Origin of the sequence: Rhizobacter sp. J219, assembly GCF_024700055.1 — a bacterium.
Taxonomy (GTDB): domain Bacteria; phylum Pseudomonadota; class Gammaproteobacteria; order Burkholderiales; family Burkholderiaceae_C; genus Rhizobacter.
In genome coordinates, this window is record NZ_JAJOND010000001.1 from 4,912,043 (window position 1) to 4,934,921 (window position 22,879).

23 protein-coding genes and 1 pseudogene are annotated in these 22,879 nt (G+C 69.3%); 7 read left to right on the plus strand and 17 right to left on the minus strand.

The window, feature by feature from the left end; all coding sequences use genetic code 11:
* Window positions 1-63 precede the first annotated feature (63 nt).
* Window positions 64-933 carry a helix-turn-helix domain-containing protein gene (locus LRS03_RS23390; RefSeq protein WP_257828541.1) on the minus strand — a complete coding sequence of 290 codons (870 nt, stop codon included), beginning with the start codon at window positions 931-933 and terminating at the stop codon, window positions 64-66.
* Window positions 934-978: 45 nt separating this feature from the next.
* On the opposite strand from LRS03_RS23390, the gene LRS03_RS23395 reads away from it, so the two are divergent.
* Complete coding sequence (locus tag LRS03_RS23395) at window positions 979-2,217, plus strand: TCR/Tet family MFS transporter (protein WP_257828544.1); 1,239 nt, start codon at window positions 979-981, stop codon at window positions 2,215-2,217.
* 61 nt (window positions 2,218-2,278) lie between these two features.
* On the plus strand, window positions 2,279-2,845 hold the full coding sequence (locus LRS03_RS23400; protein ID WP_257828546.1) for an N-acetylmuramoyl-L-alanine amidase family protein: 567 nt from the start codon (window positions 2,279-2,281) through the stop codon (window positions 2,843-2,845).
* A gap of 9 nt (window positions 2,846-2,854) precedes the next feature.
* On the opposite strand, the gene LRS03_RS23405 is transcribed toward LRS03_RS23400, so the two are convergent.
* The 6 genes and pseudogenes from LRS03_RS23405 to LRS03_RS23430 form a co-directional block, all read right to left on the minus strand.
* Window positions 2,855-4,144 carry an RNA polymerase sigma factor gene (locus LRS03_RS23405; protein WP_257828548.1) on the minus strand — a complete coding sequence of 430 codons (1,290 nt, stop codon included), beginning with the start codon at window positions 4,142-4,144 and terminating at the stop codon, window positions 2,855-2,857.
* Between the two features lie 18 nt (window positions 4,145-4,162).
* Complete coding sequence (locus LRS03_RS23410; RefSeq protein ID WP_257829659.1) at window positions 4,163-4,573, minus strand: VOC family protein; 411 nt, start codon at window positions 4,571-4,573, stop codon at window positions 4,163-4,165.
* A gap of 38 nt (window positions 4,574-4,611) precedes the next feature.
* Window positions 4,612-5,151, minus strand: a complete 540-nt coding sequence (locus LRS03_RS23415; protein ID WP_257828550.1) for an SRPBCC family protein — start codon at window positions 5,149-5,151, stop codon at window positions 4,612-4,614.
* Between the two features lie 52 nt (window positions 5,152-5,203).
* A pseudogene (locus tag LRS03_RS23420) lies at window positions 5,204-5,597 on the minus strand (YciI family protein); the annotation flags it as partial.
* A 131-nt stretch (window positions 5,598-5,728) separates the two neighbouring features.
* A complete protein-coding gene (locus LRS03_RS23425) occupies window positions 5,729-6,085 on the minus strand; it encodes a YciI family protein (RefSeq protein WP_257828556.1) in 357 nt (118 codons plus the stop codon).
* Window positions 6,086-6,173: 88 nt separating this feature from the next.
* Entirely contained in the window at window positions 6,174-8,390 is a 2,217-nt protein-coding gene (locus LRS03_RS23430; protein WP_257828557.1) for a hypothetical protein, read from the minus strand.
* On the opposite strand from LRS03_RS23430, the gene LRS03_RS23435 reads away from it, so the two are divergent.
* The 3 genes from LRS03_RS23435 to LRS03_RS23445 all read left to right on the plus strand — a co-directional run bounded on the left by LRS03_RS23435 (window position 8,347) and on the right by LRS03_RS23445 (window position 11,901).
* Complete coding sequence (locus LRS03_RS23435) at window positions 8,347-9,135, plus strand: hypothetical protein (protein WP_257828560.1); 789 nt, start codon at window positions 8,347-8,349, stop codon at window positions 9,133-9,135. The genes LRS03_RS23430 and LRS03_RS23435 overlap by 44 nt on opposite strands.
* Before the next feature lie 172 nt (window positions 9,136-9,307).
* Window positions 9,308-10,516: a GGDEF domain-containing protein gene (locus LRS03_RS23440; RefSeq protein WP_257828562.1), complete on the plus strand. Its 1,209-nt coding sequence runs from the start codon at window positions 9,308-9,310 to the stop codon at window positions 10,514-10,516.
* A gap of 95 nt (window positions 10,517-10,611) precedes the next feature.
* A complete protein-coding gene (locus LRS03_RS23445) occupies window positions 10,612-11,901 on the plus strand; it encodes a phospholipase D-like domain-containing protein (protein ID WP_257828564.1) in 1,290 nt (429 codons plus the stop codon).
* A gap of 9 nt (window positions 11,902-11,910) precedes the next feature.
* Here the strand turns inward: LRS03_RS23445 and LRS03_RS23450 are convergent, their stop codons facing one another.
* Window positions 11,911-12,960: a GlxA family transcriptional regulator gene (locus LRS03_RS23450; protein ID WP_257828566.1), complete on the minus strand. Its 1,050-nt coding sequence runs from the start codon at window positions 12,958-12,960 to the stop codon at window positions 11,911-11,913.
* Between the two features lie 156 nt (window positions 12,961-13,116).
* Here LRS03_RS23450 and LRS03_RS23455 point away from each other — a divergent pair, with 156 nt between their 5' ends.
* Window positions 13,117-14,412, plus strand: a complete 1,296-nt coding sequence (locus LRS03_RS23455) for a vanadium-dependent haloperoxidase (protein WP_257828568.1) — start codon at window positions 13,117-13,119, stop codon at window positions 14,410-14,412.
* Window positions 14,413-14,433: 21 nt separating this feature from the next.
* On the plus strand, window positions 14,434-15,498 hold the full coding sequence (locus tag LRS03_RS23460; RefSeq protein ID WP_257828573.1) for a class I SAM-dependent methyltransferase: 1,065 nt from the start codon (window positions 14,434-14,436) through the stop codon (window positions 15,496-15,498).
* A 98-nt stretch (window positions 15,499-15,596) separates the two neighbouring features.
* Here LRS03_RS23460 and LRS03_RS23465 read toward each other — a convergent pair whose 3' ends face one another.
* Genes LRS03_RS23465 through LRS03_RS23505 form a run of 9 tightly spaced genes read right to left on the minus strand, consistent with a single transcriptional unit; the run spans window position 15,597 to window position 22,848 of the window.
* Window positions 15,597-16,151 carry an Mpo1 family 2-hydroxy fatty acid dioxygenase gene (locus LRS03_RS23465; protein WP_257828574.1) on the minus strand — a complete coding sequence of 185 codons (555 nt, stop codon included), beginning with the start codon at window positions 16,149-16,151 and terminating at the stop codon, window positions 15,597-15,599.
* On the minus strand, window positions 16,148-17,344 hold the full coding sequence (locus LRS03_RS23470) for a fatty acid desaturase (protein ID WP_257828575.1): 1,197 nt from the start codon (window positions 17,342-17,344) through the stop codon (window positions 16,148-16,150). Before LRS03_RS23470 ends, LRS03_RS23465 begins: the two co-directional genes overlap by 4 nt.
* Window positions 17,341-18,258, minus strand: coding sequence for an alpha/beta hydrolase family protein (locus LRS03_RS23475; RefSeq protein WP_257828578.1), 918 nt, complete (start codon window positions 18,256-18,258; stop codon window positions 17,341-17,343). The genes LRS03_RS23470 and LRS03_RS23475 overlap by 4 nt, the downstream gene beginning before the upstream one ends.
* A gap of 7 nt (window positions 18,259-18,265) precedes the next feature.
* On the minus strand, window positions 18,266-18,439 hold the full coding sequence (locus tag LRS03_RS23480) for a rubredoxin (protein WP_257828580.1): 174 nt from the start codon (window positions 18,437-18,439) through the stop codon (window positions 18,266-18,268).
* Window positions 18,440-18,467: 28 nt separating this feature from the next.
* Complete coding sequence (locus LRS03_RS23485; protein ID WP_257828582.1) at window positions 18,468-18,908, minus strand: acyl-CoA thioesterase; 441 nt, start codon at window positions 18,906-18,908, stop codon at window positions 18,468-18,470.
* Complete coding sequence (locus tag LRS03_RS23490) at window positions 18,905-20,581, minus strand: fatty acyl-AMP ligase (protein ID WP_257828589.1); 1,677 nt, start codon at window positions 20,579-20,581, stop codon at window positions 18,905-18,907. The genes LRS03_RS23485 and LRS03_RS23490 overlap by 4 nt, the downstream gene beginning before the upstream one ends.
* Complete coding sequence (locus LRS03_RS23495; protein WP_257828591.1) at window positions 20,578-21,615, minus strand: fatty acid desaturase family protein; 1,038 nt, start codon at window positions 21,613-21,615, stop codon at window positions 20,578-20,580. The genes LRS03_RS23490 and LRS03_RS23495 overlap by 4 nt, the downstream gene beginning before the upstream one ends.
* Before the next feature lie 19 nt (window positions 21,616-21,634).
* Window positions 21,635-22,534, minus strand: a complete 900-nt coding sequence (locus tag LRS03_RS23500) for an acyl-ACP desaturase (protein WP_257828593.1) — start codon at window positions 22,532-22,534, stop codon at window positions 21,635-21,637.
* A 26-nt stretch (window positions 22,535-22,560) separates the two neighbouring features.
* Window positions 22,561-22,848 carry an acyl carrier protein gene (locus LRS03_RS23505; RefSeq protein ID WP_257828595.1) on the minus strand — a complete coding sequence of 96 codons (288 nt, stop codon included), beginning with the start codon at window positions 22,846-22,848 and terminating at the stop codon, window positions 22,561-22,563.
* Window positions 22,849-22,879 lie beyond the last annotated feature (31 nt).

Genomic DNA, 22,879 nt, shown 5'->3' on the forward strand with positions numbered 1-22,879 from the left:
GGGCGTGAAGGTTCGGTCGTGGGGGTGTCTCCGCAGTGAAGAGGCGCCGATGGTGGCGCGCGCTCAGGCTGGTGTCTTGGACGAATGCGAAACCACGCTGTGCCAGTAGTCGGTGGGGCTCATGCCGCACAGCGCCTGGAATTCGTTGACGAGGTGGGGTTGGTCGTAGAAGCCGCAATCGATCGCCAGCTCCGCCCAGGCCGGCGTGGACGTGCCGTTCGCGCGCAGCCGCCGCAGGCAGTCCTGCAGGCGCAGCAGCCGGCGCCAGGTGCGCGGGGGCAGGCCGACCTGCGCGTGAAAGAGCTGCTGCAGGCGGCGCTCGCTGCAGCCGAGCTGCACGGCGATGTCACGCAGCGGCCCTCGGCGCGTGGCGATGAGCTGCAGCGCCAGCTGCGCCTGCTGCGCCGGGACAGGGTGGGCGTCGCCCAGGCGCTGCTGCAAGGCGGACTGCAGCACACCGGCGCGCGCGGCATCGCTGCGCGCCTCGGCCATGCGCTCCTGCAGCTCGGCGGCGTCGTGGGGCCCCCATAGCGCATCGAGGCTCGCATGGGCCTCGCTGAACTCACCCGCCGGCACGCCCAGCAAGGCGGTGGCCGCACCGGGCTTGAGCGTGACCGAGAAGGCGTGAATGCGGCCACGCAGCGTCACACGGGCCGGCGCGGCCGAGGCGCCCAGCACGCCAGCCACCAGGCCCGGCCCATCGCCGGTGCGGGGTGCCTCGCCAAGGTTCACCACGAGGCGCAGGCCGCCGTCGGGCACGACGTGCTCGACCACCTCGCTCGCCAGCGTCTCGCGGTAGAGCATCAGCGTCCCGATGTAAGGCTCCAGCGCGGCCTCCGGCGCAAACGCGCGCAGCGTCGCGCCGGCCAGCGGCCCGGCCTCGGGGCCGTGCAGCTCGTCTTCCGGCAGGCGCAGGAACAGGCGGTCTCGCATGGGGCCATCTTCGCTCAGTGGCCATCCGTGGCAAGCTCGCGCGCCATGCCCCTGACCTTCCCGAACGTGTTCCATCGGCGCGCCGCGGTCGGCTTCATCCTCGTCACGGCCGCGCTCGACATCGTGGCGCTGGGGATCATCATCCCGGTGCTGCCCAAGCTCATCGAGCAGTTCGTCGGCTCCAATGCGCAGGCGGGTGTGCTCAACGGGCTCTTCGTCGCGCTGTGGGCGCTGATGCAGTTCGTGGCCTCACCGGTGATCGGCTCGCTGTCCGACCGCTACGGCCGCCGGCCGGTGCTGCTGCTGTCGTCGCTGGGGCTGGCGGCCGACTACGTGCTGATGGCGCTCGCCCCCAACCTGTGGTGGCTCGCCGTCGGCCGGCTGATCGCCGGCATCACCACCTCCAGCTTCACCACCGCGTTTGCCTACATGGCCGACATCACGCCGCCCGAGAAGCGTGCCCGCGTCTACGGGCTGGTGGGGGCGGCCTTCAGTGCCGGCTTCGTGGCGGGGCCGCTCCTGGGCGGCCTTTTGGGCGAATGGTCGCCGCGGGCGCCGTTCTGGGCGGCGGCAGCGCTCGGCGGTCTGACCTTTCTCTACGGGCTCTTCGTGCTGCCCGAATCACTTGCGCCCGACAAGCGCATGCCCTTCAGCTGGAAGCGCGCCAACCCCTTCGGCGCGCTCACGCTGCTGCGCTCGCACCGCGAGCTCTCGGGCCTGGCGGGCGTCAACTTCCTGCTGCATTTCGCGCACCACCTGTTCTCTGCGGTGTTCGTGCTCTATGCCGGCTACCGCTACGGCTGGGGCGCCGCGCAGGTGGGCGGGCTGCTCGCCTTCGTGGGCATCCTCGACATGCTGACCCAGGGCGTGATCGTGGGCCCGGTGGTCAAGCGCCTTGGCGACGGGCGGACGATGGTGCTCGGCCTCGCCGGCGGTGCGGTCGGCATCGCCTGCATGGGCCTTGCGCCCACCGGCTGGCTCTTCGTGGCGGCCATGCTGCCCAACGGTATGTGGGGCCTGGCGATGCCCACGCTGCAATCGCTGATGACGCAACGTGTGTCGGAGTCGGAGCAGGGCCAGCTGCAAGGCGCCAACAACAGCGTGGCCAGCATCGCGGGTGTGCTGTCGCCGCTCTTCTTCGGCGGCGTGTACTCGGTGTCGGTGGGCGAGGCAGCCTGGGTGCACATGCCGGGGCTCGCCTTCCTGCTGGCGGCGGTGGTGCTGGCCTCGGCCGCGCTGCTGGGCTGGCGCACCTCGGGGCGTGGCGCGCGTCATCATCCTTAGGGATGGCCCCGGCCGGGGGGCAGCGCTACACCGTGGGGGCCACTGCTTTCAAGGAGCGCACATGAAAGTCTGCATCGACCCCGGCCACGGCATGAGCAACCGCCAGATGGGCGTCTTCGACCCCGGCGCCACCCATGTGGAGAACGGTTTCCTCTTCCGCGAGGCCGACATCGCGCTGCGCTACGGCCTGGCGCTCAAGGACGCGCTGCGCGCGAACGGCGTCGAGGTGTTCATGACACGCGACGACGCGACCGACCATGCCCCCGTCGGCCGCCGGGCCACGATGGCCAGGAACGCCGGCTGCGACCTGCTCGTCTCGCTGCACCTGAACGACTTCGACGACGACAGCGCGAACGGCCTGGAGGTGCTCTTTCGCGACGCCGACGACCGCGTCCTCGCTCAGCGGCTGCAGAGCGCGCTGCTGGAAGTCACCGGCCTGCGCGACCGCAAGATCAAGCAGCGCAACGACCTCGCGGTGCTCAAGTTCCAGGGCACGGCGGTGCTGATCGAACTCGGCTTCATCGCCAACGACGGCGACCGCGCCAAGCTGCTCGACGCGCAGATCCGAGACGCCGCGGTGCACCGCATCGCCGCGGTGGTGATGGAGCACGCCGGGGCCGAGGCCTGAGGCCCTGGCTCAGTTGAGCATCGAGCGCGCCCGCTCCAGCAGGAACTCGCGCTCGCGCGTGTTGCCGGCGAGTGCGGCGGCACGTTCGAATTCGGCGCGTGCTTCCTCGCGCCGGTCGAGCTTGGCGAGCAGGTCGCCGCGCACGCTGGGCAGCCACTGGTAGGACTTGAGCGCCGGGTCGTCGCGCATGGTGTCGACGATCGCCAGCGCCTCGGCCGGCCCGTAGGCCATGCTCACCGCCACCGCGCGGTTGAGTTCGACCACCGGCGAGGGCTGCACCTGCGAGAGCGCGTCGTACAGCGCGGCGATCTGCGCCCAGTCGGTCTCGTCGGCCACGTGTGCGCGGGCGTGGCAGGCGGCAATCGCCGCTTGCAGCAGGTAGGGGCCCGGCGTGTCCGAGGCCAGTGCCTGGGCGCGCTCCAGCGCCGAGAGGCCGCGGCGGATCAAGAGGTGGTCCCAGCGGCCGCGGTCCTGTTCCATCAGCAGCACCGGCTTGCCGTGCGCATCGGTGCGTGCGGCGGTACGCGAAGCCTGCAGCTCCATCAGTGCAACGAGGCCGTGCACCTCGGGCTCGTCAGGCGCCAGGCCGGCCAGGACCCGGCCCAGGCGCACCGCTTCATCGCACAGCGCCGGGCGCATCCAGTCGTCGCCCGCCGTGGCGGTGTAGCCCTCGTTGAAGACGAGGTAGATCACCTCCAGCACCGAGGCGAGCCGCGGGGCGAGCGTGTCGCCACGCGGCAGCTCGAAGGGCACCTTCGCCGCACTGAGCGTGCGCTTGGCCCGCACGATGCGCTGCGCGATGGTCGGCTCGGGCACCAGGAAGGCACGTGCGATCTCGGCGGTCGACAGGCCGCCCAGCATCTTCAGCGTGAGCGCCACGCGCGCCTCGGTGCTGAGCACCGGGTGGCAGGCGGTGAAGATCAGGCGCAGCAGGTCGTCGCCGATCTCGTCGGCACGGGCGGCGTCGAGGGCGTCGACGAAGTCCGGCACGATCAGGGCCTCCTGGGCTTCGAAGCCATGGCCAATCTCCTCGTGCTTCTCGGCGGCGAGCTTCTGGTGGCGCAGCTGGTCGAGGGCACGGCGCTTGGCGGCGGTGGTGAGCCAGGCGGCCGGGTTGTCGGGCACGCCGTCCTTCGGCCAATGCTCCAGCGCGCTCACCAGCGCGTCTTGCGCCAGCTCTTCGGCCAGGCCCACGTCGCGCACCATGCGCGCGACCCCGGCGATGATCTTGGCGGCTTCGATGCGCCAGACGGCGTTGATGGCCTCGTGGGTGGCCTGGTGGGTCGGCTCCGGTGTCATGGCGCAATGTTGCCCGCATCAGGCGTTGGGCGTCGCACCCGGCACCATGTAGACCAGCTCCCACACGTGGCCGTCGAGGTCTTCGAAGCCATGCGCGTACATGAAGCCGTGGTCCTGCTTGGCGTTGGGAGCGGTGCCGCCGGCGGCCACCGCCTTGGCGACCAGCTCGTCGACCTGCGCGCGGCTCTCGCACGACAGGCAGATCAGCACCTCGGTCGCCGTCTTGGCATCGACGATCGGCTTCTGGGTGAAGCCCTTGAAGAAGGGCTCGGTCAGCAGCATGGCGTAGATGTGTTCGCTGATCACGCAGCAGGCGCCTTCGCTGTTGCTGAAATCGGGGTTGAAGCTGTAGCCGAGCGCCTCGAAGAAGGCGCGCGAGCGCGGCAGGTCCTTGACGGGCAGGTTGACGAAGATCTGTTGGTGGGTCATGGCGGGCTCCTGGTGAAGGAAGAAGAACAATTGGGAAGTCAGGTGCGTTCGGCGAGCGTCTTCAGGTCGGCGAGCCCGGCGTCGAAGTCGCGGCCGATCATCTTGTCCATGTTGAAGAGCGTGTGCATCACCTTGGTGACGAAGGGCGAGGGGCCGTGCATGGCCCAGGTCACCTGGGTGCCGCTGGCGTGCGGGTGCAGCGTGAAGTCGATGAGGTTGCTGGCGTTCATCGGCGCGGTCATGTCGAGCCGCATCGACACGGTGCTCGGGCCCGAGGGTTCGATGATCTGGATCGTGCCCTTGCCGACGTTGCCGTCGCCGTCGAAGTCGTAGGCCGCACCGGGGCCGGCCTGCGGGCCGCGGTAGGTGGTCTTCATGGCCGGGTCCTTCTTGTTGTAGGGGTTCCAGCTGTTGAAGCGGCGCATGTCGTTGATGAGCGGGTGGATCTTGTCGGGGCTTGCGGCGATGGTGATCGAGCGCTGGAAGCGGAAGGTGTCGGGCTTGGTGGCGGCCATGGCGAGCAACGTGCCCAATGCGAGCACGAGCAGCACGGCGAGGGTGATGAGGGTCTTGGCCATGTGGGGCTCCTTGGCGCGGGGTCAGTGGTGGGTGGGGGGTGCTCTGTACCTTGATCGCCTTGAAGCGCTCCACCCCGTCACCTGGAGCGAAGTCTTCCGCCTCGAAGAGCTGGCGCACCTCGATCTGGCATTCGCTGCCGGGGAAGGGCGAGGGGAAGCGGCGCGACCACTCCAGCGCCTCTTCGCGCGAGCGCACCTGGATCACCGTGTAGCCGGCGATGATCCTTCGTCTCGGCGAACGGGCCGTCGACGATGTGCTTGCCGCCGCGCGGGTCGTATTGCACGCGCCAGCCGCGGCGCGTCTGGTGCAGGCCGTTGGCATCGAGCAGCACGCCGGCTTTCACCAGCTGCTCGTGGTACGCGGCCATCTCGGCCATCCGGGCTTCGTCGGGCATCACCCCGGCTTCGGATTCCGGTGTGGCCTTGACGATGATCATGAATCGCATATCGGCTCTCCTGGGTTCGAGGAAGGGGAGCCGCGCTGTCGTCGGCTCTCATTCCCACGACGCGAGAGCCGTGGCGGTTTCGACAGCAGCAGGCTAAGTGAAAACCCTAGGCTGCTGTGTCAGGGGCACCGTCACTCGTAGCAGGGCGCGATGCCGCGCACTTCGACCGTGGCCCATTCGGCGGCGGGGCAGGTGCGGGCGATGGCGAGCGCTTCGTCGCGCGTCGCGACATTCAGCAGGAAGAAGCCGCCGATCATTTCCTTCGCTTCGGCAAAGGGGCCATCGACCACCGAGGTCTTGCCATTGCGCACCTGCAAGCGCGCGGCGCTCTCGTCCAGCGATTTGAGCGACTCGCTCGCGACGAGCACGCCACGCTCCTTGAGCGCCGCGCCCCACTTCAGCATGCGGTCGTAGACGATGCGGCCTTCGGCCTCGCCACGCTCCGCGCGCTGGCCGATGGGTTCGTGGATGAGGAGCATGTAGGACATGGCGGCGAGGTCGTGTGCTGCGAGGCCCCGAAGAATACGGGAAGGCACCTCGGCATGCACACGACCCGGCCGCCGCTCTGTCCGGTCTTCAGCAGCAGGCCGGTGGTGGGCAGCAGCGATCGTCGATGCAGGGCTCGCAGCAAGGGCGTGGCGGCTTGGGCTCACATGGTTTGCCATGGCAGGGCTTGTCATCGCAGGGTGGCTCGTCGTCGCAGCGCTTGTCGTCCTTGCAGGGCTCGGGCTGCGGACGGCAGTCCTTTGCCGGTGGCCGTTCGCGGGCTGGCGCGTCGAGTTCAGGGTCGAGCCGGTAGCTCATGCCGCCGACGACGATGCCGTTGGCAAGCACGAGCACGGTGATCGTGGCCGGGCCTGCATCTGCCAGGTCGGCGGGGCTGAAGTCGCGCCCGCTCACGAGCACCGGGCGGATCTCGCGTTCGCCGCGCGGCCCGAGGGTGAAGTGGCTGCCGCCGGGGTTGTTGAAGTGCATCGTCCAGCCGCGCGATTCGAGCAGCGGCGGCAGCACCGCGCGGACCTCCATGCGTGCCGTCTTCGCAAACGGGTTGTGCGCCCAGAACTTGCGATTGCAGAACGCCGCTTCGAGGGCGCAGCGCCCACCGCCGCCCGGCACCGGGATCAGCGCGCGCATCGCGATGTTGTTGTCGGTGGGCACGAGGCGCCACGCAGGCGTCGGGCCTTTGGCCGCGGACAGGCCGGTGAGCCGGTCGTTGTTGGCGCGGTCCTGTGGCGCGGTGACGCTCATGAACATCACTTCATGGCCGGGGTGGATCGGCGTCCATTCGAAGGGGCCCACCACCACCTCTTCGCCGGGCTTGAGCGACGGCAGGCTGAGCGAGGCGGTGGTCATCGGCTCGAAGTCGTCGGGCCACACCAGGCCTGCGCCGGGGCGCGCATGCCAGCCGTGCACACGCCCGCCCTTGTTGGGCTTTGTGCCGCGGTTCTTCACGCGCACGTAGGCGTGGTTCTTCCGGCAGACGATGGGTGTCTGGTGCTTGGCCTCGCCGTCGGGGTCGTTCCGGTTCCAGATGTCGCGTGTCTCCCAGAAGTGCTCCTGGAACGGGTACTCGCCGTGTCGGCCGTCGTCGATGTAGAGGTCGACCGCCGGCGGCGCGCCTTCGCTCACCACGTCGTCGGGCGCGCCGGGCGGCTGGTAGGCGCCCTGCTTCTCGAAGGCCCAGCGCACCACCTTGCCATAGACGCCGCCCACCATGTCTTCGCTCGTCCAGTTGCCGCGCTCGGCGGCGATCATGGCGGTGGCATAGGCCTCGGCATCGGACGGGTTGGTGGCCTGCGTCAGCGAGCCGATGGTGCGCAGCATCAGGTAGGCGGTGTAGCGCGACGCGTATTCGCGCTGCTTCAGCTCGGCGCCGTCACCGCCGACCGCACGGTAGAGGCGGAAGTGGGTGGTGCAGAGGATCTCCTCCGATGGGTAGCCACCGACGTCGTTGCTGCCGCCCCAGGCCCAGCCGGCGGTCACGTCGCGGTCGTGCCGCCGGTCGATCACGCTGTAGACCCAGGGGAAGGTTTCGAAGCGGTCGGGCGCGCGCGAGCCGGGGTCGTTGAGGACCGCAGCGAAGCTGTCGCCCGCGCTGTGCGCGAAGCCGAAGTTGGGCGAGTTCACATGGTTGTAGAGGATGCCGTGGCCGCCCAGCTCGTGCAGCACCACGCGCCAGTCGCAGGCAAGGCCGATCGGGTTGGCCACGTCGCCCAGGTCGGCCAGCATGAAGGCGGTGCGCAGGATGCCGTAGCTGCCGTTGCCGGCGCAGTAGGCGTTGATGGTGTTGGTGCTGCCCCAGATGTTGCCGCGGTGGTCCACCGGCGAGGGGAAGGGCGTGCCGGTGAAGTAGGTGGGCAGGTCGAAGCCGAGGTCGCGCACCAGGTGGAAGAAGCGGTCGCAGTGGTAATAGGCGTTGACCGCCGCGAAGTGGTTGGTGCGGGCGTCGTAGCTGAAAGGCGAGCCGGCGGGGCGTGTGGGCGGTGCGGCGGCGAGGGCTTCGAGGTCTTGCACCGCGACGTGCGGGCCGGTGAGCGACACGGTGCCCGCCACCGACACGAGCTCGGGCAGCTGCACGGTGGAGCGCAGGGGGTTGAGCTGCGCGCTCGTGGCGCTCGGCAGCGGGCCGCCGTTGAGGGTGATGGGGTCGGTCTCGAACACCAGGCCGTTCACATCGTCGATGAAGGCGCGCAGGTAGAGCACCGAGAGCGTCGCGACGTCGAGCAGCGCGACCCAGGCGAGGTCGGCGATGCCGTTCCAGGTGACCGAGAAGGTGAAACTCGACCACCACATGGTGGCGGCCGGCGCGCACACGCTCGCTGACCGGCGGAAGCGGCAGCGTGGCGTGCAGGTGGCGCGGGGGCGGCGAGGCCTGCTGGCGGGTTTGCGCGCTGGTCTGCTTGGGGGTGGTCGACGGTGCGTGGTGATCGGGTGCGAGCCGCTCTGCCGGGTCGTAGCGGTAGACCATCAGGCGCTGGCGCAGCACCTTGAACGACGCCGGGTCGCAGGCCTTGTCCTGGTCGATGCCCAGCTCCTTGGTGAGCCGCTTCTTGTCGAGCTTGGCGGCGCTCTTGAGCGCATCGGCACTCGGCATGTCGGCGTCGACCTGCTCGTGCCGCTTCGACTGCGCCGCCACCACGACGAAGGGGTCGCGCTGCAGGTGTACCGACACCCCGGCCTGCCAGATCGGCAGGCCGAAGAGTGTTTGCTCGAAGACGACGGTGGTCATGTCGAACTGCGGCTTCTCCTCGCTGTAGCGCAGCTCCACGCCGAGCGCACGCGGCTCGGCCTCGGGCGCTTCGCTGAAGTGGGCCAGCTCGGCCGGGCTCACGCCCAAGAGCGTGCCGTGGCGCAGCAGGTACTCGTGCGCGGCGAGCAGCGGGCTGCCCGCGGCGCTGACGAACACCTCTTCGACATGCTGCACGTCGCGCACGGTGCCGTGGGCGTCGCGGGTGACCAACGCTTTCGCGGCGTCGTTGAACTCTTGTGTCATGGAACCTCCACTGAACCTGCCGGCACAAGCGCGTGCACGGCTTGAAATTCAGTCTAGGAACCGATGCGGTGTTTGCCGCCCCCTAAGGTGTGGCGTCTCCCCTAACTCGAAGTTGAAGTGTGGGGGGTAGCGGCGCGCCGGCCGAGCGGCTCGGGGGGTGGCGCGCCGCGTGCTATACCGCCAGCCGGGGAGAGCCGGGTTCTGTGGAGTGACGGGCATGTCCAGTCTGACGCCTTCTGAAATTGCGTTCCTGATGCTCGCGATGGTGCAGGCCGTCGCGGCGGTGATGTGGGCCCTGGGCGCCTGGTGGATCCGCGAGACCCGTGCTGCCGCGGCGCACTGGGCGGGCTACGCCGCCTGCAGCGCGGTCGCCTTCGTCTACCTCGGCACCCACCTCGCGGCCTTGCCGATGGCGGGGGTGCTGCTCGCGATCACCGGGCTCGTGCTGCTGCAGCACGGCGTGTGGCACTTCACCGGGCAGGCGCGCCGCTACCTGCCGCATGGGGCGCTGCTGGCCGCCGCAGCGCTCGCCTCGTGGATCGGTGCCGACCCGGCCTGGCGCCGCGAGCAGGCGGTGGTGCACTACAGCATCACGATGACGCTCTACCTCTGGACGGCCTGGGACCTCTACCGCTACGCCCGCCACACGCTGGGCCTGCGCTTCCCGTGGGTGCTGGCCGTGCCGCTGCTGCTGGCGGGGCTGAACTCGGCCGGCCGCGCCTTGCGCACGGCGCTGAAACCCGATGCGCTGGCGACCGAGATCGCCTCGCACAGCGCACTCAACGTGGGCACCGCGATGGCGGTGGTGGCGGTGATCGCGATGCTGCACGCGATGCTGATGGCGCTCGTGGTGGCGCGCCTGATCCAGCAGCTGCAGTGGCGGGCCCGGCACGACGGGCTGACCGGCCTGCTCAACCGCCGCGCGATGCAGGAGGCCATCGACGAGCAGTTGCAGCGCAGCCGCCGCGTGGGCGACACCTTCGCGGTGGTGATGGTCGACCTCGACCACTTCAAGTCGATCAACGATCGCCATGGTCATGCCGCGGGCGACCAGGCGCTCAAGCACACCGCCACGCTGCTGCAGACCCAGGTGCGCAGCGTCGACCGGGTGGGCCGCTTCGGCGGCGAGGAGTTCATCGTGCTGCTGCCCGGCGTGGGCTTGGCGCAGGCGGTGCAGACCGCCGAGGCCTTGCGTGCGCACCTCGCCGCGCAGCGGGTGCCGCAAGAGGGCGAGCCGCTGGCGCTGTCGGCCAGCTTCGGCGTGGCGGAATGGAAAGGCCCGAGCGAAGAACCGTCACGCCTCCTGATGCGCGCCGACGAAGCGCTCTACCGCGCCAAACGCGCCGGCCGCAACCAGGTGCAGGCGACCCAAGACGAGGTGACGATCACGCCCAACGTCTTCCACGACGACACCGTCGCGGCGTAGCGGCCGCTCCGACACCGTGGCCCGCAGGTCTCCTACAGACCTGCAGCGCTGCCTCTTTTAGCCTCGAACGCTCCTGCCACCCCAAGGAGCGGCCCGTGATCGACCTCATCACCACGACGGTTTCACTGCCGTTCATCGCGGTGCTCGGGCTCATGCTGTTGCCGGTCGTGCTCGGGCTCGTGATCTGGTCGATCCGCAGCCACCGCGACCCCAAACTCTCGATCGACTGCGACCGCCCGGTCTCGGAGCTGCTGCCGTCGCTGGCCGGGCTGAGCCAGGGCACGGTGTACGAAGGCAACTCGGTCGAGCTCTTCGAGAACGGCGCCTTTTTCGAGATGATGTTCGACGAGATCCGCGCCGCTCGCGCGTCGATCCATTTCGAGACCTTCCTCTGGAAAGACGGCCAGCTCGGCCAGCGCCTGGTGGAGGCGCTCATCGAACGCCGGCGAGCCGGCGTCGACGTGCGCGTGATGGTCGACGGCAACGGCGGCAAGAAGATGGGCGACGAGGCGCGCCGGCGGCTGCGCGAGGCCGGCTGCCGCGTGGTGATGCACCACCCGACCAAGCTGCGCCACATCGGCGTGGTCAACGACCGCGATCACCGCAAGCTCGTCGTGATCGACGGGCGGGTGGCGCTCGTCGGCGGCCACTGCATCGTCGACAGCTGGCTCGGCAACGCCGAGAACCGCGAGCGCGTGCGTGACCTCGCCGTGCGACTGCGCGGGCCCGTGGTGCACGGGGTGCAGTCGGTGTTCAGCGAAAACTGGGTCGAAGACACCGGCGAGCTCTTCGTCGGCGACGCGTTCTTCCCGCGCCTCGAACCCTGCGGCGGCGTCTCGCTGCACGTGGCGAGCGTGAAGGCAGAGGGTTCACCGCCCGCAGTGAAGATCCTGCACCACCTGGCGGTGTGTGTGGCGAAGCGGCGCATCCGCATCCAGAACCCGTACTTCCTGCCCGACGACGAAGCCATCGAGGCACTGTGCAAGGCGGTGGCGCGCGGCGTCGACGTGCGGGTGATGGTGCCCTCCACCGACGCGAGCGACATGCCCCTCGTGCAGCATGCCGCGCATCGCAACTTCGACAAGCTGCTCGAAGGCGGCGTGCGCATCTTCGAGTACCAGACCTGCCTGCTGCACCAGAAGGTGATGACGGTCGATGGCCACTGGAGCGCCATCGGCTCCAGCAACTTCGACGACCGCTCGTTCGAGACGAACGACGAGATCACGCTGAGCGTGTGTGACGAAACATTCGCCACTCAGCTGGAGGAGGTGTTCGAACGTGACTCACGGCGCTGCGTCGGTTTCAAGGCCGAAACCTGGGCGCAGCGTGGCGTGTGGCCGCGCTGCCGCGACAACGTGCTGCACGTCTTCAACGAGGTGTTGTGATTCCCACGCTCAGGGCCGGGCGAACTCGGGAATGCGGAAGCGCTTGCGATACGCCCCCGGCGCGAGGCCGGTGGTGCGCTTGAAGAGGCGGCGGAAGAAGGCGGCGTCTTCGTAGCCCACACGCCAGCTGATCTCGTCGACCGAGGCGTCGGTGCGTTCCAGCCGGCGCTTCGCGTCTTCGATGCGCAGGCGCTGCACATAGGCGATGGGCGCCACGCCCGTGGCCGCGGTGAAGCGCCGCTTGAAGGTGCGCTCTGCCAGCTTGGAGCGCTTGATCATCTCGTCGACCGGGTTCGCCACCGAGAAGTGCTGCGACAGCCAGCGCTGCGCCGCCTCGATCTCGGCATCGCCGTGGTCGCTCTTGCCTTCGAAGGTGATGTAGGGCGTGAGGCCGTCCTGGTGCCACTGCAGCGCATACATGCGCGCGAGTTCCTGCGCGTCGGTCGCGCCGGCGAAGCGCGCCACCAGGTACAGCACCATGTCGTGCCAGGTGGTCGAGGCGCCCGAGCTGACCAGCTCTTCGCGCCGGCCCGAGATCACGAGCACACGTTCGGGGTGGATGGTCACCTGCGGGTGCGTGGCCGCGAAGTCGCGCGCATAGCCGAAGTGCACCGTCGCATCCTTGCCGTCGTAGAGGCCGGTTTCGGCCAGCAGGAAGATGCCCGAGCAGGCCGAGCACAGCACCGCGCCGCGCTCGTGCATGCGCCTGATCCACGCCACGAGCTGCGGATAGCGGCCGGTGGCCCAGCTGCCGCGCAGCAGCACCGAGGGCACGATCACGATGTCGGTGCTGTCGATGTCGGCGATGGCGCGCTGCACCGGCATCGGCACGCCGCTCGCGAGCTGCAGCGGGCCGGTGGCCTCGCCGACGATCTCGATGTGGAAGGGCGCGCGTACCGAGTCGCTCGGCGAGCCCATCAGCGAGCGTGCGTTCATCACGTCGTAGATGCCGGCGAGCGTGGACACCACCGCATCGGGCAGCGCCACCAGCGAGACGTGGCGCGCACCCGGTGTGCGCGACGGGGCGTGCGACGGACGGGTCGGCGTGGCTTTCGGCATGGCGCGCATCTTCGCTCAGGCGGTCGCGGCACAGAAGCGTGGTGGCACGAACGAACCGTTTTCGGGCGAGGTCAGCACTGCCGCCAAAAGCGGCATGCCAAGACGATGGGAACCCTCATCAACCGCTCCTTCACGTGAGCACAAGGAAGACCCGTCATGAAGAAATTCGATTCACAACGCCGCACGTTTGCCATGCGCCTCGTCAGCACCGCCGCCTTGATCGGCGCGGCCGCCTCGCTGACGGCCAACCCGCGCCCGGCCGAGGCGCGATCGCCACATCAGCCGGCGCCGCTGAACGTGGTGGTGCAATGGAACTCGGTCGCCGAAGCGGCGTTCACCCCCAGCCAGGGCACCAACCCGATGTCGCAGTCGCGCACACTCGCGATCCTGCATGCCTCGGTGCACGACGCGTTGAACGCGATCGACCGCCGCTACGAGTCGTACACCCCCGGCTTGCCCAAGGTCCCCAAGGCCTCGCCCGACGCGGCCGTGGCCGCGGCCTCGCGCGAGGTGCTGGTGCGCCTGCTGCCTGAGCAGGCAGCACTCGTCGAGACCGCCTACGGCCAGGCACTGAAGGCGCTGCCCGAGGGTGCCGCCAAGACCGCCGGCATCGCGCTCGGCCAGGCGGCTGCGTGGGCCACGCTGAACCGGCGCCAGAACGACGGCGCCGACGGCGCGTTCATCCCCTATGTGCCGCGCCCCGGTGCCGGCGAGTACCAGTTCACCCCGCCGTTCGATTTCGCGGGCGCGCCGGGGTGGGGCCGTGTGACGCCCTTCGTCATCAAGCTGCAGGATCACGCGCTCGAAGGCCCGCTGCCGCTCACGAGCGCCCAGTACGCGAAGGACGTGGCCATCGTGCAGGAAATCGGCGAGATCAACAGCCGCACGCGGACCGCCGAGCAGACCGAGATCGCGAAGTTCTGGTACGAGGATTCGCCGCTGGGCTGGAACCGCATCGCCAACAACGTGATGCGCGAGCGCCGCATCGACGCCTGGGACGCCGCCCGTGCCTTCGCGCTGCTGCACTTCGCGATGGCCGACGGCTTCATCGCCGGCTTCGACGAGAAATACGAGCACCGCTTCTGGCGCCCGGTGACTGCGATCCACGCCGCCGCGACCGACGGCAACCCGCAGACGCAGCCCGATGCGACCTGGCAGCCGCTGCTCGCGACGCCGCCCGTGCCCGACTACCCGTCGACCCACACGGTGCTCGGCTGGAGCGCGGCCGAGGTGCTGATCGAACTCTTCGGCGACCGCCAGCGCTACAGCCTGACGAGCCTCACGCTGCCCAACGTCACGCGGCAGTTCCGCGGCTTCTCGCAGGCGGCGCATGAGAACGGCGCCTCGCGTCTGTACGCCGGCATCCACTTCCCGTATGCCATCAAGGAAGGCCGCCGCCAGGGCCGCAGCATCGGCCAGGCCGTGGCCGAAGCGTTGCCACGCGTGCGCTGAGCCCCACGAGGAGTGCATGACATGGACACCCCCGTGATCGACAACACCAAGCTCGACGCCTTCGTGGCGCGCGCCGTCGGCGACCTCTCCACCGGCTACACCGGCGTGATGGTGAGCCTGGGCGCCAAGCTCGGGCTCTACAAGGCGATGGCCGGCGCCGGCCCGCTGAGCGCGAAGGAAGTGGCGCAGCGCAGCGGCTGCGCCGAGCGCTACGTGCGCGAATGGCTCAACGCCCAGGCGGCCGGTGGCTACCTCGCCTACCACGCACGCAGCGACACCTACGAGCTGCCGCCCGAGCATGCGCTGGTGCTGGCCGACGAGGAGAGCCCGGTCTACATGCCGCCGGCGTGGAACGTGCCGGCCGCGATGTGGGCCGACGAGCCCAAGGCGCTCGACGCCTTCCGCACCGGCCGCGGCGTGGCCTGGGGCGAGCACGACCCGCGCATGGCCTGCGGCGTGGCCGCGTTCTACCGCAACGGCTACCGCGCCGCGCTCGTGCCGCAGTGGCTGCCCGCGCTCGACGGCGTGGTGGCGCAACTCGAGGCCGGCATCACGGTGGCCGATGTCGGCTGCGGCCACGGCCACTCGACGCTGCTGATGGCGAAGGCGTTCCCGAACTCGCGCTTCTTCGGCTTCGACACGCACCCGTCGTCGGTCGGCGAAGCGCAGCGCCATGCGGCGGCAGCGGGTGTCACGAGTGCCGAGTTCGCCATCGCCCGCGCCACCGACTACCCCGACCGGCGCTACGGCCTCATCTGCTTCTTCGACGTGCTGCACGACCTGGGCGACCCGGTCGCCGCCGCGCGCCATGCGGCCGAGGTGCTGGCACCGGGCGGCACCGTGCTGCTGGTGGAGCCGTATGCGGCCGACAAGGTGGAAGACAACCTCCACACCGTCGGCCAGCTCTACTACGCCGGTTCGTCGCTGATTTGCTGCGCGCACGCCATCTCCGAAGGCGGCAAGCTGGTGCTGGGCGCGCAGGCCGGGCCGAAGCGCCTGGCCGACGTGTTCCGCAAGGCCGGCTTCTCGCACTTCAGGCAGGCGGCGCAGACGCCGTTCAACCTGATCTTCGAGGTGCGGCGCTGAATGCCGGGGAACGGCGTTGGCCGAGGGGAGCGCACTCGGTCAGGAGCCTTCCCCTTGTCGTCGACGACCGATGTGGGCCCCGTGCCCGGGCGCGTGCGTCAACTCTGACGCAGCGCGCTGCTCGGCATGTTGGGCAGGCCGCGCTTGCGGTGCGCCCGCGTCGGCCCGGCAAACGCCTCGACTTGCGCGCGCAGCCGCTGCCGCAGGCCGAGGGCGAATGCCGCTTCGGCGACGAGGAAGAGCGGGCCGATCAGGAAGCCCATCAGGTCGTCGACGAACGCCGGCTTCTTGCCCTCGAAGCGGTGGCCGATGAGCTGGGCGATGAAGCCGACCGCGAGGCTCGTGAGGCTGAGCCCGAGCCAGAGCGTGGTCGACAGCGACGCGGCCCACGCACCCACGGCAAGCGCGGCCGACATCACCACGGCCATCGCGAGGCCCAGGCGCAGGTCGAGCACCAGGTAGTACAGCATCACGCCGGCTGCCACCGGCACGGCCGGCGACAGCGGCCAGCCGTCGACCGGAATGCCTGGCCGCGACAGCAGCGCCGTCACCGCCAGCAGGATCAGCGGGATGCCGACGTAGTGCGTGGCGATGTTGGCTCGGTCGCGGTGGCAGGTGGCGTAGTGCGAGAGCTGCTCAGTGAGGGTCTTCATGCGGGTCTCCTCGGCGTGGTGATGGGCTCGCGAACGCTGCGCGCGAGGCTGCCGCTGGTGTAGCGGCCGTCGAAGTCGCGCCATCGGTGCGTCTCGTAGTCGTAGAGCTTGCAGCGCCGGAAAACGCTTCGGATGTTGCCGAGCGTGGGCTTGAGCACCACCGCGCGGGGGCCGATCAGCAGGTTCAGCTCGGCCTGGGCTTCGCGTGCGTGGTAACAGGGGATGGTCGGCACGATGTGGTGCACCGGGTGCTCCAGCGAGTAGTGCATCAGGTTGCCGAGCCAGCGGGGCAGCGGCACGTGAGCCACCAGCTCTTCCTGGCCGTAGGCCTGCTCGACCGGGTCGTCGGGTGCGAACCAGGGGATGCGCGGGTGCGTGTGCTGCAGGAAGAGCACGATCGAGGTCAGCGCGTGGAACACCAGCAGCGGCAGCACCATCACGAGGAAGACGTCGATCAGCGTCTCCGCCCACTCGAAGTGGCGCCGCCAGGCGAGCAGCGCCGCGGTGCCGCCGAGGTAGGCCAGCGTCAGCAGCGTGAAGGGCACGGCCTGGCGCCGCACCACTGCGGGGTAGACGCGCGAGAAGATCGTCACGCGGGTGAGCCGGTCGTAGATGAAGTAGAGCGACTGCGCGATGAGGCTCGGTGATCGCGAGGCGCGCACGCACAGGCGCCGCCACGCAGGCAGGGCTCGGTATTGCTGCAGGGTGAAGGGCTTGTGGATGTCGGGCGGGGCGCCGTTGGTCCAGGTGTGGTGCAGCGCGTGGTGCGCGTGCAGCCACAGCCGGTAGTTGAAAAGGCAAGGCGTGAAGACCGCCACCGCGATCAGCTTGTTGAGGGGCCGCGAGCGCGTGAGCATGTTGTGCGCGGCGTCGTGGCCGAGTACCGAGAAGCCGCACAGCTTGAGGCCGGCGAGCAGCGCGCCGGCGATGCGCAGCGCCGGGTGGGTGGCGAAGGCCGCGAGCGCGAGGCCCAGCAGGAAGAGCGCGTAGTCGGCCAGCGCGAGGCGCACGCCGGTCGCGGTGTCCGAGCGCACGTGGCGGGCGAGCGCCCGCACGAGGTGGCGCTGCCGCGCTCGCGCGTCGCTGGAGCGGGCGCGGTCGCGCGGTCCGGTGAAGCTCGCGACGGCAGTGGCGTCCAGCGAGCGGGTGGGGGCCGCGGGGCCGAGCGCTGCGGTGGCGGCAGAGGTCTTCATGCGCGACGCCTTTCGTCGAGGGCGGTGACGTGGTCTGCCGCGGCGCCGGCCTCCGGCAGCGTGGCGAACCAGTCGAGTGCCGCCTGCCACAGCGGCTCGGCGCCGGGCCGGAAGTAGCCCATGTGTCCGATGTGGCGCACGCGCAGGCCTTGCGGCGTGAGGTCCAGGCCTTTCCACGGCGCATTGATGTAGCCGGCGCCCATGAAGGCGTCGCGCGAGGCCGGGGGCGCCCAGGCGTCGTCGGTCGCGTTGGCGGCGACGATGGGCGTGCGCACCTCGCGGAAGCGCGCCACCGTGGCGGCCATCTGCGGGTCGTCGAAGAAGTAGCGCGGGTGCTGGCACCAGCGGCGCCATTGCTGGTAGGCCTTGAGCGGCAGGTCTTCGCCCATGCCGATCACGCTCCAGGCGAGGTAGCCCTTCCATGCGGCCAGCAGCGGCGCGACGGTGTTCCACATCACGATGGCCTTGAGCCGCTCGCCGCGCGTCATCCAGCCATGCCAGCCGGCGCCGGTCGCAAAGGTGTAGAGGCCGGCCACCTTGTGGTGGTTGGGCAGCAGGCCGAAGGCATGGCCACCGAGCGAGTGGCCCACGACGTAGAGCGGCACGCTGCCGTTGCCCATGTGCTCGACACCGGCGGCGAGGTCGCTCACCCAGTCCATCTGATCGGCGGGGAAGCCTTTGAGGGTTGGGGGCTTGGACAGGCCGATGCCGCGGTAGTCGAGCGTGAGCACGCTCACGCCGCGCTGACTCATGTACTCGGCCATGCGGCGGTAGAAGCGCTGCGGCACGCCGGTGGCGCCGGCCACCACCATGCGCGCGTGCTCCGTGCGGATGGACGGGTAGCACAGCGCCGTGATCGCGTGATCGTCGGCGGCGCGCAGGCGCAGGGTCTCGGGTGCAGGGCTGTTGCTCATGCGTGGCTCAGCTCGGTTGCAGCTCGGTCATCTCGAAGCTCGCCTTGCTCACCCCGCAGTCGGGGCAGAGCCAGTCGGCGGGCACCTCGTCCCAGCGCGTGCCGGGGGGAATGCCGTGTTCGGGCATGCCGGCCGCTTCGTCGTAGATCCAGCCGCAGATGGAGCACTGCCAGGTTTTCATGGTCGTTTCCATATGGAGAGTGATGGGTTCAGGCGATGGCGGTTTCGCGCGGCTCCTGGAAGCAGGCAAGCGCTTCCACGTCGCGAAGTCGCATCGGGCGTTTCGTCTTTTTGCTGATGAAGCTCACGCGCACCGAGCCGGTGACGGCGGGGGCGTCGTGGCCGGGCACGAACACCGATTGCTGGAATTCGGCGGTGTATTGCTTCAGTTCGGCCAGCACCGTCTGCACGCGGATCTGCGTGAGGAAGAGTTCGCGCCGGTAGTGGACCTCGATGCGCGCGACGACGGGTGTCCAGCGTTCGTCGAGCGGGAAGCGGTTTTGCGTCAGCCAGTCGAAGCGACCGAGTTCGAAGTAGTCGATCGGCTTGGCGTGGTTGACGTGGCCGAACATGTCGAGGTCGGAGGGGCGCACGTGGTGCGTCATCTCGGTCACACGGTAGTGGGTGGCGGGGAGCAGGGTCGCCGTCATGCCAGCGTCTCGGTGGTGTCGGGTTCGGTCAGCGTGGCGTCGTAAGCGCCCGCCAGGTACTCGGCGCGCGCCTTGGCACGCTGCACCTTGCCGCTGGTGGTCTTGGGAATGCGGCCCGAGGGCAGCACGCGCACGTCGTGCACGGTGAGCCCCATCTCTTCCGCGAGCCTTTCGCGGATGCGCTCGTCGAGGTCGCCGCCCTGGCCACGTGCTTCGGCCAGCACGATCACCTGCTCGGTGGCCGTGCCCGGCACCGCGAACGCGACGACCGCGCCGCTGCGAACGTTGGGCAGTGTCTCCACTTGCCACTCGATGTCTTGCGGGTACACGTTGCGGCCGTTGACGATGATGAGGTCCTTGACCCGGCCGCAGATGTAGACCTCGCCTTCGTGCAGGAAGCCGAGGTCGCCGGTGTGCAACCAGCCGTCGACGAAGTGTTGCGCGCTGGCCTCGGGGTTGCGGAAGTAGCCGCGGCTCACGCTCGGGCCACGCACGGCGATCTGGCCGATGACGCCGGCGGCGAGGTGGCGGCCGTGTTCGTCGAGCACGGTGATGGCATGTTCGGGGAAGGCCGGCCCGCAAGAGACGAGGCGCAGCGCGTCGACGGTGTCGGACGGCACGGCGCGGCGGTGTGTCTCGCAGGCACTGCGGTCGATCGCGAGCGTGTGCCAGCGGCGGCTGAACGAGACGGCGAGCGTGGCCTCGGCCATGCCGTAGCTCGGCGCGATCACGCCCTCACGCAGCCCGAGCGGCGCGAAGCAGCGGCTGAATTCGGCCAGCACCTCGGGGTTGATCGGCTCGGCCCCGCAGCCCAGCACCCGCAGGCTGCCCAGGTGCAACGGCACCGGCCGGCGCAGGTAGTGCTTGGCGACGTAGGCGAAGGCGAAGTTGGGCGCAAAGCTGATCGTGCCGCCGTGGCGGGTGATCGCATCGAGCCAGAGGTTGGGGTTCTTGATGAAGGCCGAGGTGGAGAGGTAGACCATCTCGGTGCCATGGGCCAGCGGCGCGAGCACCTTGCCGATGAGCCCCATGTCGTGGTGCAGCGGCAGCCAGCTCACGCCCACGTCGCGCGGGGTGATCTGCAGGCCGTGCTCCATGATGGCCCGCGTGTTGGCCGCGAGGTTGCGGTAGCTCACCACCACGCCTTTGGGCGTGCCGGTGGAGCCGGAGGTGAACTGCAGGAAGCAGGTGTCGTCGGGCGTCAGCTCGGCGGGTTCGGGTGCCGGATCGGAAGTGATGGTGTGCAGCGCGTCGTAGCCCAGCACCGGCACGCCCGGCATCGCCTCGGCGATGAGCGCGTGCAGGCTCTCGGGGGCGACGATGCCGTGCAGGTCGGCCGTGCCGGCGATCTGGCGCAGCAGCGCGCTGTAGCTCTGCTGACGGCCGCCGAGCGGCGGCGGCGCGAGCGGCACCAGCACCAGCCCCGCGCGCACGCCGGCCACGAAGGCCGGAATGAAGCTCGCGGCGTCGGCCGCGATCAGCGCGAGCCGCTGGCCGGCCACGAAGCCGCGCTGGTGCAGCTGGCTGTGCACCGTGGCGGCCACGGCCATCAGCTCGGCGTAGCTGCGCTTGCGGCTTTCGCCGGCCGAGGCGAGGTAGGTGTGGCCGCGCTCGTGGCAGCGCTCGATGCGGTCGAGCAGCGCGTAGAGCGGCGTGGGCTCGGTGGGTTTCACCGCGCCGATCCCACCGCCACCGCTGCCTGCGGCACGCCGAGGTCGCTGCCCGCCACCGGCGCCTGCGGCATCTCGAACGGGTCGAAGTCATCGCCCTTGGCGGTGGGCGCATAGACCTGGAACAGCGGCTTGAACGACTTGAAGAAGCCGCGCTCCACCGGCACCGGCACGGCGTCGAAGACACCCTTCTCGCGCAGGATGCGGTGGACCTTCGGCAGCCGGTAGCACGGGATGCCGGGGTAGGCGTGATGCTCGTTGTGGTAGTTCGCACCGAAGAAGAGGATCGTCATCAGCGGCGAGGTGCGGCTCCACGAGTTGCGGAAGAGCCGGTCGTCGTCGAGCCCGCCGTGGTCGATGAAGATCTGGCAGGCGGCGATGAACTTCACCGCCAGCGTGGGCAGGGCCACCACGAAGAGGCCGGCGCGCCAGTCGATGTAGAAGATGGCGGCGTAGAGCGCGATCCACATCCCGGCGAAGAGGAAGTTGAGCCGCGCGAAGAGGATCTGGTCGGCTTCGGTGAACGCGACCTTGTACTTGAAGTACGGGATCTTGCCGGTGGCAAGCGTCCAGGTGTCTTTCAGGTAGACGAGGTTGTAGTTGATGCGTGACATCAACAGGCGCGACCACCAGCTCTTCAGGTTCTCGACCGGGTAGACGTTGGGGTCGTCCTTCTGGTTGGTGAAGCGGTGGTGGTTCCAGTGGCTGAGCGCGAAGCCCATCTCCATGTAGCTGACCACGGCCGAGGCGCTGAAGATGCCGATCACCGCCGACAGGCGCCGGTTCTTCACGAAGTTGCCGTGCGTGCCCTCGTGGCCGATCACGCCGAGCAGGTTGAGGCCGTAGCCGGCGAGGATGGTGAGCACGGCAATCGCCGGGATCTGCACCCACAGCGGCAGCTCGGCCAGGGCGACCTGGTAGCTGAGGTAGCCCGGCACGAAGAAGAGCGCGAGGGCATAGACGAAGTGGGCCAGGGCCCACAGGTGGGACGGCTCGTACAGCGAACGGTCGAGCGCGGGACGCTGGATGTTGTTCATGGGGAGTCTCCTCAGGGCATCAGGCTGCGGCGAGTTCCAGCTCGGGCTGGGCTTCGGACGTGTTCGCGGGCGGCGTCTGCTTGCGCATCGCGCGCACCATGTCGCGGCGACTGAGGCCGATCGACTTGAGCGTGGGCATGATCCCGTGCTGCAGGAAGTGCTGCGACGAGATCCCCACGCCCTCGACCTGCAGGCGGCGCTCGAACTCGGGCACGAGCTTTTCGCCCGGCATCTCGAAGTTGGAGATGACGTAGGCGAGGTCTTGCGCGGTGCCGTCGGGGTCTTCTTCGTACTCGAAGCGCATGAAGTTGCGGTAGAAGGCCGCGTGCGCGGCTTCGTCGCGCGCCACATAGTCGAAGAGCTTGGCCAGCACTTCGTTGCCCATCTGCCGGTAGGCGTTGCGCTGCTGGACGTAGATCATGAAGGTGGCGATTTCCTGCAGCGCGCCGTAGCAGGCCATCTGCCGGTTCGACGCGAAGGGCAGCGTCCACTCGGTCTTGAGCACTTCTTCCTCGTAGTCCAGGTACTGGTCGAGCGTGCGCAGGCCCGAGCGCAGCAGGTACTCGCGGAAGACGAGGGCGTGCTTGCTCTCCTCATAGCCCCACGCAAGGTGAAACCACGCCTGGCCGAAGATGTCGCGGCTGAGGTTGAGGCCGTTCTTCGTGTAGTCGGGGATGAAGAGTTCGACGCCGCAGAAGGTCTCGAGGCAGGTGGCCAGGCGGGCCTTGGCGGCGTCGTCCATCTTCTGGTCGACCTCGTCGTGGAAGCGCTGTGACTCCAGCTGCTCCCAGGGGATGTCGTGCATCGGGTTCCAGCGGCGGTTCTTCTCGGCGTGCTCGAAGAAGCTCATGTACTCGCGGTACATGCGTTCGCGGCGGCGCAGCCGCGGTGATGCGGATTGCAGGGCGGTGGGCGTCATGGCGGTGACTCCTTGGGCTTGCAGCGTCAATGGCGACGGGCGGCGTGCTTGCGCATCAGCGACGCGAGGTCGCGCATGCTGCGGATGGCGACGGACTCGTCGTCCTGGAAATGCAGGTCGAGCTCTTCTTCGACGAAGCCCGACATTTCGAGCGCAGCCAGCGAGTCGATGCCCAGCGACTCGACGGTGCAGTCGAGCGTGAGGCGGCTGGCGGCTTCGGCCTGCTCGGGCTTGGCGAACTGGTAGGCGCGCTTGAGCAGCGCGACGATGGCCTCGTCGCTCAGCGTGGCGTCGTTGTCGATGACCTGGTCCATGGCGATTCCTTTGTGTGTATGTGTGGGAGAT

Coding starts and splice junctions, on each gene's coding strand:
- LRS03_RS23450 (WP_257828566.1), bottom strand. CDS start 12,960: ATGCCGAAAGCCACGCCGACCCGTCCGTCGCACGCCCCGTCGCGCACA.
- LRS03_RS23505 (WP_257828595.1), bottom strand. CDS start 22,848: ATGGACCAGGTCATCGACAACGACGCCACGCTGAGCGACGAGGCCATC.
- LRS03_RS23425 (WP_257828556.1), bottom strand. CDS start 6,085: ATGTCCTACATGCTCCTCATCCACGAACCCATCGGCCAGCGCGCGGAG.
- LRS03_RS23435 (WP_257828560.1), top strand. CDS start 8,347: ATGCCGTTCCAGGTGACCGAGAAGGTGAAACTCGACCACCACATGGTG.
- LRS03_RS23400 (WP_257828546.1), top strand. CDS start 2,279: ATGAAAGTCTGCATCGACCCCGGCCACGGCATGAGCAACCGCCAGATG.
- LRS03_RS23460 (WP_257828573.1), top strand. CDS start 14,434: ATGGACACCCCCGTGATCGACAACACCAAGCTCGACGCCTTCGTGGCG.
- LRS03_RS23410 (WP_257829659.1), bottom strand. CDS start 4,573: ATGACCCACCAACAGATCTTCGTCAACCTGCCCGTCAAGGACCTGCCG.
- LRS03_RS23405 (WP_257828548.1), bottom strand. CDS start 4,144: ATGACACCGGAGCCGACCCACCAGGCCACCCACGAGGCCATCAACGCC.
- LRS03_RS23500 (WP_257828593.1), bottom strand. CDS start 22,534: ATGACGCCCACCGCCCTGCAATCCGCATCACCGCGGCTGCGCCGCCGC.
- LRS03_RS23485 (WP_257828582.1), bottom strand. CDS start 18,908: ATGACGGCGACCCTGCTCCCCGCCACCCACTACCGTGTGACCGAGATG.
- LRS03_RS23495 (WP_257828591.1), bottom strand. CDS start 21,615: ATGAACAACATCCAGCGTCCCGCGCTCGACCGTTCGCTGTACGAGCCG.
- LRS03_RS23480 (WP_257828580.1), bottom strand. CDS start 18,439: ATGAAAACCTGGCAGTGCTCCATCTGCGGCTGGATCTACGACGAAGCG.
- LRS03_RS23415 (WP_257828550.1), bottom strand. CDS start 5,151: ATGGCCAAGACCCTCATCACCCTCGCCGTGCTGCTCGTGCTCGCATTG.
- LRS03_RS23465 (WP_257828574.1), bottom strand. CDS start 16,151: ATGAAGACCCTCACTGAGCAGCTCTCGCACTACGCCACCTGCCACCGC.
- LRS03_RS23395 (WP_257828544.1), top strand. CDS start 979: ATGCCCCTGACCTTCCCGAACGTGTTCCATCGGCGCGCCGCGGTCGGC.
- LRS03_RS23390 (WP_257828541.1), bottom strand. CDS start 933: ATGCGAGACCGCCTGTTCCTGCGCCTGCCGGAAGACGAGCTGCACGGC.
- LRS03_RS23430 (WP_257828557.1), bottom strand. CDS start 8,390: ATGTGGTGGTCGAGTTTCACCTTCTCGGTCACCTGGAACGGCATCGCC.
- LRS03_RS23475 (WP_257828578.1), bottom strand. CDS start 18,258: ATGAGCAACAGCCCTGCACCCGAGACCCTGCGCCTGCGCGCCGCCGAC.
- LRS03_RS23455 (WP_257828568.1), top strand. CDS start 13,117: ATGAAGAAATTCGATTCACAACGCCGCACGTTTGCCATGCGCCTCGTC.
- LRS03_RS23440 (WP_257828562.1), top strand. CDS start 9,308: ATGTCCAGTCTGACGCCTTCTGAAATTGCGTTCCTGATGCTCGCGATG.
- LRS03_RS23470 (WP_257828575.1), bottom strand. CDS start 17,344: ATGAAGACCTCTGCCGCCACCGCAGCGCTCGGCCCCGCGGCCCCCACC.